11 protein-coding genes are annotated in these 12905 nt (G+C 64.9%); 2 read left to right on the plus strand and 9 right to left on the minus strand.

The window, feature by feature from the left end; genetic code table 11:
- Positions 1 to 17 precede the first annotated feature (17 nt).
- The 7 genes from AC1D02_RS13795 to AC1D02_RS13825 all read right to left on the minus strand — a co-directional run bounded on the left by AC1D02_RS13795 (position 18) and on the right by AC1D02_RS13825 (position 6695).
- Positions 18 to 740, minus strand: coding sequence for a LytR/AlgR family response regulator transcription factor (locus tag AC1D02_RS13795; RefSeq protein WP_477317738.1), 723 nt, complete (start codon positions 738 to 740; stop codon positions 18 to 20).
- The gene (locus AC1D02_RS13800) at positions 741 to 1808 is read right to left on the minus strand and encodes a sensor histidine kinase (RefSeq protein WP_477317740.1); all 1068 of its coding nucleotides are present in this window, start codon (positions 1806 to 1808) and stop codon (positions 741 to 743) included.
- Positions 1808 to 2512 (minus strand): LiaI-LiaF-like domain-containing protein, encoded by a 705-nt coding sequence (locus tag AC1D02_RS13805; RefSeq protein ID WP_477317742.1) that lies wholly within the window; start codon positions 2510 to 2512, stop codon positions 1808 to 1810. The genes AC1D02_RS13800 and AC1D02_RS13805 overlap by 1 nt, the downstream gene beginning before the upstream one ends.
- Complete coding sequence (locus tag AC1D02_RS13810) at positions 2502 to 2885, minus strand: LiaI-LiaF-like domain-containing protein (protein WP_477317744.1); 384 nt, start codon at positions 2883 to 2885, stop codon at positions 2502 to 2504. Before AC1D02_RS13810 ends, AC1D02_RS13805 begins: the two co-directional genes overlap by 11 nt.
- Positions 2886 to 3051: 166 nt before the next feature.
- A complete protein-coding gene (locus AC1D02_RS13815; protein WP_477317746.1) occupies positions 3052 to 3225 on the minus strand; it encodes a hypothetical protein in 174 nt (57 codons plus the stop codon).
- A gap of 107 nt (positions 3226 to 3332) precedes the next feature.
- Positions 3333 to 3491, minus strand: coding sequence for a hypothetical protein (locus AC1D02_RS13820; RefSeq protein ID WP_477317748.1), 159 nt, complete (start codon positions 3489 to 3491; stop codon positions 3333 to 3335).
- Positions 3492 to 3713: 222 nt separating this feature from the next.
- Positions 3714 to 6695, minus strand: coding sequence for a TonB-dependent receptor (locus AC1D02_RS13825; RefSeq protein ID WP_477317750.1), 2982 nt, complete (start codon positions 6693 to 6695; stop codon positions 3714 to 3716).
- 227 nt (positions 6696 to 6922) lie between these two features.
- Between AC1D02_RS13825 and AC1D02_RS13830 the strand changes: the two genes are divergently transcribed.
- Positions 6923 to 7858, plus strand: coding sequence for an N-acetylmuramoyl-L-alanine amidase-like domain-containing protein (locus AC1D02_RS13830; protein ID WP_477317752.1), 936 nt, complete (start codon positions 6923 to 6925; stop codon positions 7856 to 7858).
- Between the two features lie 509 nt (positions 7859 to 8367).
- Positions 8368 to 10281, plus strand: coding sequence for a polysaccharide biosynthesis protein (locus AC1D02_RS13835; protein WP_477317754.1), 1914 nt, complete (start codon positions 8368 to 8370; stop codon positions 10279 to 10281).
- Between the two features lie 122 nt (positions 10282 to 10403).
- Here AC1D02_RS13835 and AC1D02_RS13840 read toward each other — a convergent pair whose 3' ends face one another.
- Together AC1D02_RS13840 and AC1D02_RS13845 are read right to left on the minus strand one after the other, a co-directional pair.
- Positions 10404 to 10925, minus strand: coding sequence for a polysaccharide biosynthesis/export family protein (locus AC1D02_RS13840; RefSeq protein WP_477317756.1), 522 nt, complete (start codon positions 10923 to 10925; stop codon positions 10404 to 10406).
- Between the two features lie 226 nt (positions 10926 to 11151).
- Positions 11152 to 12819, minus strand: a complete 1668-nt coding sequence (locus AC1D02_RS13845; RefSeq protein ID WP_477317757.1) for a TonB C-terminal domain-containing protein — start codon at positions 12817 to 12819, stop codon at positions 11152 to 11154.
- Positions 12820 to 12905: the final 86 nt, after the last annotated feature.

The raw sequence follows: 12905 nt of genomic DNA on the forward strand, positions 1-12905 counted from the left end.
CGCCCTTTTCGGCGCCGCTAGCCTAGCAAGGCTCTCAGCTTCTGGTATCCGCTGCGGCTGATCGGCACCCGCCTCCCATCCTGCAGCACCGCCGCATGGCTGTCCTTCCCCGCCGGCTCGATGCGCGCCATGCGCTCGATGTTGACGATATAAGAGCGATGGATCCTCACGAACTTGCCGCCGTCGAGCTGTTCCTCCAGCTCCGCCAGCCGCTGGTTCTTCAGCCACGCCTTCCCGTTGGCGCTGATCTCGACGTAATCGTCCTGCGCCTCGATCACGTCGATGTCGGCCGCCGCGATCACGTGCACCTTGGCGCCGTCGCGAATCAGCACCCTCTCCAGCGGCCCGTTGCGCTTCGCCGCATCCATCAGCACCGCGTCGAGCGCCGGTGGCGCGCTCGCGCGCGCATGCGCCAGCGCGACATCGAGCCGCTCCTGGCTGAATGGCTTGAGCAGGTAATCGACCGCATGAACCTCGAACGCCTTGAGCGCATACTGCTCGTACGCGGTCACGAAAATGTAGCGCGTCCCCCGCCCGGCCAGCTCCACCACCTCGAAGCCGTTCAGCTTCGGCATCTGGATGTCGAGGAACACCAGGTCAGGCTGCAGCTCGGTGATCGCCTTCACCGCTTCGAAGCCGTTGGCGCATTCGGCGACGATCTCGATGTCGGCATGCGCGCCCAGGTACTCGCGCATCACCATGCGCGCCAGCTGTTCGTCGTCGACGATGATCACCCGCATTCAGCTTCCTTTCGTTTCAGCGGGCAGCGTCAGCTCGACCCGGAATGTGATCTCGCGCCGCGACCAGTGGATCGCGGCCTGCTCGCCATACGCCGCCGCCAGCCGCTGGCGCACGTTGGCCAGCCCGATCCCGTTGCCGCGCGCCGCCGGCAGGTCGGCATCGATATCGTTCTCCACCGTCAGCCGCAATTGCGATCCAAGCCGCTCGGCGCCGATGCGGATCGTGCCGCCTTCGGTCAGGTTGCCGATGCCGTGCTTGACCGCGTTTTCCACCAGCGGCTGCAGGATCATCGGCGGCAGCAGGCAGGCCGCCGCCTCCGGCGACACCTGCTGCGTCAGCGCCAGCCGCTCGCCGAAGCGCACCTGTTCAATCGCCAGGAAGTCCAGCGCCAGCGTCACCTCGGTGGCCAGTTCCACCTTGCGATGCGCGTCCAGCGCGAGGCTGTGGCGGAAGAACTCGGCCAGTTTCAGCGTCATCGCGCGCGCGCCGGCCGGATTGACCGAGGTGAGCGCGCTGATCGAATTGAGGCTATTAAAAAGGAAGTGCGGGTCGATCTGGGTGCGCAGCATGCGCAGCTCGGCGTCCTGCGCCATCACCCGCGCCTCGAGTTCGCGCCGCTCCGATTCGCGCACCCGCGCCACTTCGATCGCCAGGTAGTGTCCCAGCGCCGACAGCCCGTACAGCACCACGCCGAAGCCGAACATCAATGCCATCAAGGGCGCGAACTGCGCCACGCCGGCCCACTCGACGCCGCCCGACAGCAGCAGCGCGTTCCAGCCGGCGCCCAGCGCGGTCCAGCCGGCCGCCGCCAGCACCGCGCTGACGCAGAACACCGCGACGATCGACATGCCGCGCCGTTGCGCCAGCGGCCAGGCGCGGCACATGTAATACGCGGAGAAGCTGCACGCGAACGCGTACACCAGCATCGGCGGCAGCGCGAACAGCAGGCCGTTGATCCAGCCGGCGCGCGCCACGAACACCACCAGCGTGGCCAGCACCAGCGCCAGCATCAGCCACGCCAGCAGGTACAGGGCCGCGCCGCGCCGGCTGAACAGCGGCCCCTGCATCAGTTGCGCACTTCCACGCCGCCCATGATTGCGTAGCCGCGCACGATCAGCCGCTTGCTGTTGTCCGGAGGCGGCGCCGTCTTCTCGTCGAAGCCGCCCATGATCGGGGTGCCGTGCAGGACGACCGTCCAGTCGGGCGGACACTTCAGGGTGATCCCGCCCCACACCGCGAATACGTTGATGACCGCTTCCGACTCGATCGACGAGCCGCGCAGGTCGAGCGCGCAGCCGCCCATGATCGCCGTGACTTCGCCGCCCCTGAAGTTCGGCGTGGTGATGCGCCGTTCGAAGCCGCCCAGGATGGCGGTGACGTCGACCACGTCCTCCGACGTCGCCACGCCCTTCATCGAGGAGCCGATCAGGCGCCGGCCGGTGACCGCCTTGTACAGAACGGCGCCGCCCAGCGCGATCAACAGCACCGGCCACACCGTGCGCCAGCTGAAGTAGACGACGCCGAGCCGGCTCAGGATCATCAGCACGCCGACCAGGATCAGCACCGAGCCGAGGAAGTAGCCGTCCGAGCTGCTGGTGTCGAACAGCTTGATGGCGCCGACCACGATGAACACCACCGGCCAGAACGCGATCGCGTGGTGGAAGTCCCAGATCGCCAGGTTATCGAGCAGGAACAGCACGCCCATGCCGATCGCCACCATGCCCAGCACCACCTGGCGCGACATGCCCTTGCGTTCGAATTCATTTTTCATCGCTGATCTCCCTGGATGCTGCATTGGCGGCGAAACGCTCGCGAACGAAAGGCCGGATGATCATCGTGACGCCCCAGCCAATGATCACGTACGGCCAGCTGTTGCGGAAGGTCAGCCCGAACATGTGCTCGATGTTTGCGAACAGCCATAGTCCGATGAACATGGTCCACAGCCCGTTGGTGAAATCGCGCGCGGTCGGATACCCGATCACCTTGTTCAGGCCGACGACCACCAAAATCAGCGGCCAATAATGCCACAAGTCGTAGAGGTCTAGCAGGTCGAACTGGTCGAGCAGCAGCACGGCGCCGATCGCGATCAGCATCAGGCCGAACATCAGCTGCTTGCGCCAGTGGTAGGAATCATTGTTGTTCACGTCGCCTCCTTGGTTGGATGAGCACACAGTAGCGGCGCCGCGCGGGCGGCGAAACCGGTTTTCGGTGAACGGCGGCTGGAGGTCGGCGAACGGCGAACGATTCGGCGGACGGACGTAAAAAAGCCCACCTGGTTGCCGAGGTGGGCTGGTGGAAACCGACGAACGGTTATGCCGGTGGCAAGGACATTTCCATCGGCTGGTTCTTGACCTGATTGTGGTACTTGGCACGCGCAATGGCCTGCTTGATCAACTCACGCGCCTTGTTGGTGCGCTTGATGTCTTTCTTCTCTTGCTTGCCGCGATGCTGGGCTTCGTCTTTGTTTCCAATACGTTTGGTCATGGGGTGCGCTCCTTTAGGCTAGTGTTTATATAGTGTTTATATGATGCTATCGGGTGATACGTCGGCAAATAGGACGGAACCACGTCATCGTGTAGGACACGAGGAGGTCAGTTACGGCTGGTCGCCAGCTTGAAATCCGGCAGCAGCATGCCCCATCCGAGCTGCCGGCGAATTTCTTCCGGCGTCGGCGGCGGCTTCGAGTCGCGCTTGCGCCGCTCGAGGTATTCCCGCACAAGGTGTTTCGGTGGGTGGGTGCTGGTGGACATGTGAACCTCCGGTGCGGCTGGTGTCTGGTGCCGGTCCTTGAGGCGACCGGCTTACCTGCTGAGATATTCGCCGGCCGTCGTAGCTTCACGCGGCGCGTCACTCACACGGCTTCATCATAGGCGCGCACGATTGCCTTAACTGTTCGGTGACGCACGTTCGCATTTCACGCGATAAAAAAAAGGGAGCCGAAGCTCCCCTTCCATTCATGCCAGCCTACGCGATCAGAACTTGTATTTCAGGTTCACGTAGAACTGGCGGCCGCTGACGTCCAGCTTCGACTGCTCTTCTTCGCTGTAGCGATATTGAGCGCGACGCACGTTGGTCAGGTTCGTCGCGCTGAACGACGCCACCAGTTTCGGGCTGATGTTATAGCTCGCGTTGAACGCCAGCGTCGCCACCGGCGCCGAGATGGTCGGCGCAGCCGGCATCGAGATGCCGTTGACCACGTACAGGCCCTGGCTGTTGGTGGTCGGCGCCGGCGCGGTGCTGCCGGTGACGTACTCGCTGCGGTAGTTCCACACCAGGCGCGACGAGAACTTGTCGTTCTCGAAGTAGCCGCCCAGGTTGGCGGCCCACTCGGACGCGCCGATCATCGGACGGCCATCGTCGACCTTGGTCTTGGCGCGGCTGATGTTGCTGGTGAAGCCGAAGCCGGTCTTGCCGAACGGCTGCTCGTACGACAGTTCGACGCCGCCGATGCGCGCGCCCTGCTGCGACGACGTGACGATCGAGTAGGTCTTCATCGAGCTGGTGGCCGAATCGAACAGGTCGATGCTCGACGTGCCGCTGTTGCCGGTCTTGGCGTAGCCGTCGATCTTCGAGTAGAACAGGTTGGCCGACACCAGCGAACGCGTGGCGAAATACCAGGCCCACGACGCGTCGATGTTCTTCGACGTCATCGGCTTCAGGTCCGGGTTAGGACCGGTCACGCGGCAGCCCTGCGCATCGCAGACCGGCGCGCCGAAGCCAGCGCCCAGCAGGTTGTAGTTCTGGCGGCCGATGGTCTGGCTGGCGCCGAAACGCAGGATCTGGTCCTTGGTCAGCTCGTAACGCAGGTTCAGGCTTGGCAGCAGGTTGGTGTAGGTGCGGTCGGTCTTCTTGAAGTAGTAGATGTTGCCGGTGGTCGCGACGAACGGGACGTTGTCGTAGTATGGCTGCAGGTCGCCGGCGGTGGTGATCGCATCCGGGAACGCGGCGCAGGTCGTGGCCGGCTTGCCTGGTTCGGTGCGCTGGCAGACGCCGCCCGGAATTGGCGTCGGGATGTCGGCATTGACGCGGGTTTTCACCAGGCGCAGGCCGAGGTTGCCAGACCAGCTCTCGCCTTCCAGGTTGGCCTGCACATACGCCGCGCCCTGGCGTTCACGCATGTGCAGCTCGGAAGCGATGCGGCGCTCGAAGTCGTCGGTGGTGGTCTTGGTGTTGGTCGCGAAGTAGTTCTTCAGCGATTCGGGCGACAAGGTGAAACCGGTGTTGTCCCAGCCCGCGGCGCCGCCGAGGCCAGCGCCGAAGTCCGATGGCCAAGGGGTCGACGTGGTCGGCACTGCGTTGTTCAGGCTGACGCTGGTCGGGCTGCGATAGGCCGGATAGCGACGCTCGCTGTCGCGGTGGTGGTCGGAGTAGCGCACGCCCGATTCAAGCGACTCGATCCAGCCTTTTTGAACCGTGTACTGGGCATCGAACTGGAGACTGTGTTCCTTGTCGGTGGTTTTCAGACCGGAGAGCGTACGCAAGACCAGCAGGTTGCCGCTGCCGTCGGCGTTGCGGCCTGGGGTCATCGGGCCGGCGCCGTAGTACTTGATGTACGGTGCTTCGGTCAGGCCGAGCATCGTGTACGACAGGCCGGTGCCGAAGCGCGCATAGGTCAGGCCCTGGTCGGCGGCGGTCTTGCCGACGCCTTCGGTGGTCGAGAACAGGCCCTTGACGGTGAGGTCGCTGGTGACGCGGTACTTGGCGTCGAGGTCGATGAAGCCGCTGGTGGCGTTGGCGCCTTCGCGGTAGAAGCCTTCATTGTTGCCGATGTACTGAGGCGTGGTGCCGGCCGGGAACAGGATGTCGGCGCTGCGCAGCACGCGCAACTGGTCGCCATACAAGGTCGTTTCGTTGACGATCACCGGATTCTTGATCTGCGCGAAAACTTGCTGACCGTTCGAATTGGTGTTGGGCGCGGTGGCGCCCGTCGCGCCGTCGGGAAGCGACGCTTTGCCCAGCAGCATGCTGTAGATGGCGCCCATGTTGGCGCGGCCGTAGTTATTGGCGTTCATCGACGAATGGAAACCGGTCAGCGTCACGTCCAGGTCCTTGCTGGGCTTGAACTGCATCGAGACCAGGCCGCCCTTGCGGTCGCGCACGCCTTCGACGAATTCGGTCGCCAGGGAGCCGGGCATGCGCACGCCGTTCAGGTCGGACGCCTTGTAACCGGTGCCGGCCAGCGATTGGTCGGTGATGCCCTTCATGGTGGCGGTGTTGATCACGTCCCAGCCGCTGCTGGTGCCGTAGGCCAGGCGCGACGACGAATCGCGGCGAATGTAGCGCTTCTCGGCGAAGCCCTGGGCCATGATGCCGAACGTGGAGGCCTCGTTCTTCCAGTTGATCGTGGCGCTCATGTCGGGCGCGGTCTTGCCCGGCAGGTCGGCGTAGCTCATGCCGCCGCTGACGACGCCGCTGAAACGCGCTTTCTGGTCCAGCGGCTTGCGGGTGGTCACGTTGATGGTGCCGGCCAGGCCGCCATCGGCGATGTTGGCCCGCGAAGTCTTGTAGACGGTCGCCTGGTTCAGGACCGACGACGGCACCAGCGACAGGCTGGTCGAGCGGCTGCTCGAGCTCTGGTCGCCCACGTACCAGTCGCCGCCGCTGACGGTGTGGCCGTTGAACAGGATCAGCGACATGTCGGGGTTGGTGCCGCGCATCGACACTTTTTCCGCTTCATCGTAGTCGGTACGCACGGCCACGCCGGCCAGGCGCTGCAGCGAGTCGGCCAGGTTCTTGTCCGGCATCTTGCCCACGTCTTCGGCCGTGATGACCTCGACGTTGGCGGACGAATTCTTTTTCACGTTCAGCGACTGCGCCATCGACGCGCGGATGCCGGTCACTTCGACTTTTTGCATCTCCATCGGCGCCGCGGTTTGGGCCATCGCCGGCAGCGCTGCCAGGCTCCACATGGCCAGGGATACGGCGGCGGCCACCGGCTTTTGTTTGAACATCATCGATACTCTCCAATATTTTGCGATCAAAGCCGGTGTATCCGACCATTGCGCAGAGTATTGTCGATTGACATTTTCGTGAATAATCACTTGTGCGCTTAGGTGTATAACCTCACGGAATATTGCGAAATGCACCATGCCAAATTGGTTATGCCCGGATAACCTCATTTCATTTCCCCGCTGCGCAAGAAACAAGGTAACGTGAGGTTTTCCTAACCGACAAGCTTTCCATGCGCCTCGTTCCGCTGCTGCTCGTCGCCGCCCTGTCCGGCTGCGCCACCCCTCCCGCTCCCATGGCGCCCGTCGCGCCGAAGCCGCTCAGCGACGAACAGTTGCTGCAAAAGCAGATCTATCAAATGAGCCCGGCCGAAGCGGGGCGCTATATCAGTTATATCCATCAGGCCGAGCCGGACCTGCGCAAGCGCATCGCCGCGATCGGCCGCCGCAACATCGGCCAGCGTTACAAGCTGAACCTGCTCGGCGAGTTTCCGTATCAAATCCACGACACATTGCCGATGTTCAGCCTGGAGGAAAGCGACTGCGTCGTGTTCGCCGAACACACCTATGCGATGGCGCTGAGCAGCTCGTGGGAAGAATTCTTCTGGATGCTGCAGCGCATCCGCTACAAGGACGGCGTGGTCGGCGTCGCCACGCGCAACCATTACACCGAGGTCGACTGGAACATCAACAACAGCTGGCTGGTGACCGACATCAGCGCCCAGCTGGCCGGCGCCGGCGGCCCGTCGTATCCGCTGACGGTCGATCGCGCGCGCTTCCTCAAGACGCGCCACCACACCGACAGCCATTTCGCGGTCCAGAGCAGCCGCGAAGCGTACGTGCCGGCCGAGACGGTCGCGGCGGTCCTGGGGCAGCTGCGCGATGGCGACTTCGTCAACGTCATCTCCACGCGCAACGGCGGCTACTGGGCCTCGCACGTAGGGCTGGTCGTCACCGGCCCGGACGGGCGCCGCAACTTCCTCAATTCGGCCGAACCGCAGGTGCGCGAAGAATCGTTCGACGCCTTCATCGCCCGCACCCGCGCGCGCGAAGAGCGCAACGCCGCCGCGGGCAAGCCGGGCCAGAAGCTGGCGGGCTTCAAGTTCCTGCGCCTGAACGACGACATCGTGGTGCCGCCGGCGCTGCCGCAGCCGCGCCCCGGCTACTAATATATAAGCAAGAGGTCTGGTCCTGCGGACCTGACCCCGTGTCTCCCAGCGAACTCCACTGTTGAAGTTCGCCATCATCCTTTGCGCTGCCCCTTGTTAGCACGCCGCCGATAGCGGAACTGCCCGCCTGCGCGGCGCTCCAATCCATATCCCCAATGCTTTTCGACCCGCCAAATGCGCATCGCCGCAGGATAGCGCATTTCCGAAAGTTATTTAATTCTTAATACCATCATTTCCGAATAAACAGAAAATACGATTTCATCAAACATTGCGCAAAGTTATTCAAATGTCATTCGCGATTTTTGCCTTCCGTTAGCTGTTGACTATTATCAAACCAATCACGATACAGACCCCGATAATAAACTTATGCCTCGGTCAATTATCTAAGCGACGCATTTTCCGAAGCGGATTATCGGGATTTATTTTCTTAATTATTCAAAATAATTGCACGCCCCATGTCCAAGCCAAACGCAATGACTCGCCGCCAGTTGTCCGCCCGGATGGTGTCCATGCACCGCACGGCGAAGATCGCCCTGATGGTCGCGGTCGACCTGCTGGCGCTGCCGTTCTGCATCCTGATCGCGCTGTTGCTGCGCGTGGGCGACCTCAGCCTCGCGATGCATTACGGGCCGCTGTCGTATTTCCTGGTGGCGGTGGTGACCATCGCCGCGTTTTCGATGTCCGACCTGTACCGCGCCGTGATCCGCTTCATCGACCAGCGCATGCTCGCCGTCACCGGCCTCACGCTCGGGGTGGCCGTCGTGTGCGTGTATGTCGTGCTGTTCGCCATCAACGACGAAAAATTCCCCCGCAGCGTGCTGGCAATTTATTGGTTCATCGTGTTTTCCTACGTCGCCGCCTCGCGCATCACGATGCGCAACTTCCTGCGCAGCCAGCTGACCCGCAAGTGCGCCGGCGATACCGTGGCCATTTACGGCGCCGGCGAACCGGGCGCCCACCTGGCCTCGACCATGCGCAGCGGCAGCGAGTACCGTCCGGTCTGCTTCTTCGACGAGAAGCGCGTGCTCAACGAGCGCACCATCGCGGGCCTGCGCGTGTTCCACACCGACCGGCTGGTCGAAATGGTCAGCGCGCTCAACATCCGCTCGGTGGTGATCGCGATCCCGTCGGTATCTCCGGCGCGGCTGCGCAACATCATGCAGCGCCTGGCCGGGGCCGGGGTAACGACCAAGATCCTCAGCCGCCTGGTCGACCTGGCCGACGACAGCCAGGGCAAGCCGGAGGCGATCCGCGCCTTGCGCTTCGAAGACCTGCTGGGGCGGCCGCCCGTTCCGCCGCGGGTCGACCTGTTCAGCCGTTGCGTGCTGGGCAAGAACGTGCTGGTGACGGGCGCCGGCGGCTCCATCGGCGCCGAGCTGTGCCGCCAGATCGTCACCCTGTCGCCCAGCCGCCTGCACCTGCTCGACCACTCCGAATTCGCGCTCTACACGGTGCGCCAGGAGCTCCAGTCGCGCTTCCCCGACCTGCCGATCGAGGCCCACCTGGGCTCGGTGTGCAGCCCGGCGCTGATCGAACGCATCCTGCAGCACGCCCGCATCGACACCATCTACCACGCGGCCGCCTACAAGCACGTGCCGCTGGTGGAGGCCAACATCGTCGAGGGCCTGCGCAACAACGTGCTGGGCGCCCAGGTCATCGCCCACGCCGCCGAGCGCCACAAGGTCGGCACCTGCGTGCTGATCTCGAGCGACAAGGCGGTGCGCCCGACCAACATCATGGGCGCCAGCAAGCGCATCGCCGAACTGATTTTCCAGGCCGCCGCCGCCCGCTACGCCCCGCAGACGACGTTTTGCATGGTGCGCTTCGGCAATGTGCTGGGCTCGTCCGGCTCGGTGATCCCGCTGTTCCAGCGCCAGATCGCGCTCGGCGGCCCCCTGACCATCACCCATCCCGAGGTGTCGCGCTATTTCATGCTGATCGCCGAAGCGGCCCAGCTGGTGATCCAGGCCGGCGCGATGGCCGATGGCGGCGACGTTTTCGTCCTGGACATGGGCGAGCCGGTCAAGATCCTCGATTTGGCCCGTACCATGATCGTGATGTCCGGATTAACCGAAAAAAACGCGATGCATCCGGACGGCGATATTGAAATTAATTATGTCGGCTTATTCCCCGGAGAAAAACTCCACGAAGAATTATTAACCGATGGCGAGATATTCCCCAGCGACCATCCGCGCATCATGCGCATGAAGGAAAACGCCCTGCGTCCCGGCATATTGGAAACCTATATTAATTGCCTGATGCTCGCTTGCGATACCAATGACCGGGCGATGATCGAATCGATGGTGAAAGCCATCGTCAGCGAATATGCGCCGCAAAGCCATCCTGACCTGGCGCCGCTGGCGAAACTGCCGCCGCCGGCGCGTCCGCACCTGCTCAGGCGGCTGGCGTCGTTCCGGATTTAACCATCCACCACAGCTTTCAACGGAGGCAATAACATGCGCGACGAACTGTTCTCAGGCCATTTGAAGCACCTGATCGCGAAATTCCGGGACCGCAGCGCCGTGATCGGCATCGTCGGACTCGGCTAGGCCTGCACGCGCAGGGTGACGTTGGGGCGCGCGATGTAGCGCGCCAGCCGGTTGGCGAGCATGTCGCGCGCCTGGTCCTCGGTCAGCCCGGCCAGCTTGATCGCGCCGGCGAACGGAAACTGCACCTTGCCGTCATGGTCGACCACGAAGCCCGACGGCGGCGCGCCGTTGTTGGCCAGTTCCGCGGCGCCGGAGGCCGGCGTGACCACGGTGCCGCCCAGTTCGGGATGGTCCCACACCACGATCGACAGGATGTCGCCGGCGTCGATGCGGTACGGCGGCGGATTCGGCACTACCAGCCGCGACAGGTCCTGCACCACGACCGACTCGCGCGCGCGCTGCTGGGCGGCGATCAGCTGCGGCGTGATCAGCTCGGTGGGCGGCGCGCCAGGCGCGGAGGCGGGCGAGACGCGGCTTTGCTGGTTGCCGTTGAGGGAGGCGCAGCCGCCCAGCGCGAACCCGGTTGCGAGGGCCAGGCCGGCGGCCGCGGTGCGCATGTGTTTGGTAGGAATATCCATGATTTTTTGCCAATAAGTCGGTTGCGCGCCTGCCAGTTGCGCTCCAGACCAGAGTAAGGCCTGACACCATGCGGGCCTTGCTGCATATCAAAATGACTGCACTGGAAGACTGAGCGATGTCGTTGCGCGCCGGGCGGCAGGCATGTTCAACATCACGACGGGGTGGATGGACAGCGCGGCGACAAGGACCGTGACCAGGCATCCCCGTCGGACCTGACACCGTTCGTCAGCGGACCTCTTCGAGCAGCCGCAGCGTGTCGGCGAAACTCCAGACGCGCCGGATTTCGATCACGTCGTAGCGCGACGCGACGTTCGGCGGGAAGGCGGAATAGCGCGCGTTCAGGCGCACGATCCGCCGCACCATGTTGTCGGTTTCGGCCTGGCCGCTCGAGCGCACGATCGTCACGTCCTCGACGCTGCCGTCGCTGCGGATCGCCACGCTGACGATCGGCTCGATGCGCACCCGCTCGGCCGCCGTCGGCGAAAACGCCACGCCGCCGTTGCGTTCGATTTTCTGGCGGAAGCTGTCCACGTACATCCGCACCGGCACGTCGCGCTCGCCGGGGCCGACCACGATGCGGCGCCCTCCCCGCTCATCGGCCGGACGCGCGCGCGGCGGGTCGCCGCTCAGAAGGTCGATGCCGCGCGCCAGTTCGCGCACGCGGTTGGCGGCATCGCTGCCGAACATGTTCTTCGGCGTGACCGTGCCGGCGCCGCCCGCGCCCGCGCCGCCGATGCCGGCGCCGGAATTGGAGGCCGCTCCCGCGCGGTCGCGGTCGCGCTGGCCGGCTGCGGCGGCCTGCTCCGCCTGTTGGCGCGCGGCCTGCTCCGCCTGCTGCTGCGCCGCGAGCTGCGCGGCCTTCTGGCGCGCCGCGTCCTCGGCCCGCTGCTGCTCCGCGAGCTGCGCCGCCTTCTGGCGCGCGGCCTCCTCGGTCTTCTGCTGCTCCGCGAGCTGCGCGGCCTTCTGGCGCGCGGCCTCCTCGATCTTCTGCTGCTCCGCGAGCTGTGCCGCCTTCTGGCGCGCGGCCTCCTCGATTTTCTGCTGCTCCGCGAGCTGCGCCGCCTTCTGGCGGGCGGCCTCCTCGATTTTCTGCTGCTCCGCGAGCTGCGCCGCCTTCTGGCGGGCGGCCTCCTCTGTCTTCTGGCGCGCCGCCAGTTCCTCGGCTTTCTGCTGCAGCGCCGCCTGCTCCGCATGGCGCTGCTGCGCCACGGTTTCCGCCGCCACGCGCGCCGCCTCTTCCGCCTGCCTGCGGCTCTCATCCTCGGCCTGGCGCGCCGCCAGCATCTTTGCTTGCGCTTCCCGCGCGGCTTTCGCCTCGGCCGCGGCGACGGCTGCCAGCTCCTGCTGGCGCCGGGTCTCGGCCAGCTGCTGTGCGGCGCGCAGGTCGGCGCCGTCGTCGACGCCTTCCTGCGCTTCCTTCGGATCGATGGTCTTCTGAGCCGCTTCCTGCGGCTGCTGGAGCGGCACGACGAATTCGTTGAGGTTCTGGTCCTGCGCGATCACCGGCGTCGGCGCCGCCTCGATCGGCCTGGATGGAGGCAGCGGCCGGCTGATGCGGCGCGGCTTGGCTGGCGTCGGCTTGACCGGCGTCGGCCTGGCGGCGGCCACCGGCGCTGGCCGCGGCGCCGGTGCGACCAGCCGCATGCCGGACGGCGCCGGCGGCAGGAGGGGGTCGGGAATCGGCTCGGCGAACTGCGGCTCCGGCAAGGGCGGCGCCAGCGTGACCGTCACCGCACGCGGCGCGAACGGCGTGGGCAAGCCGAGCCCCGGCACGCCGAACCGGATCAGCAGCAGCATTGCGTGCAGGACGATCGACAGCATCACGCCGGCGGCCAGGCGCCGGTTGACCAGGTCGGTGGACGCGGCGCGGCTGGGGGCGGTGGCAAAACTCATGCGGGCGTGGCGGCGCGGCGGCGGCGAAGTGTTGTCAGGTTATCAGGATATCGTGTTCTCATCCGCAAAGCGAGAGCGAACCCCAT

Source organism: Massilia sp. P1_C10, from assembly GCF_056406475.1.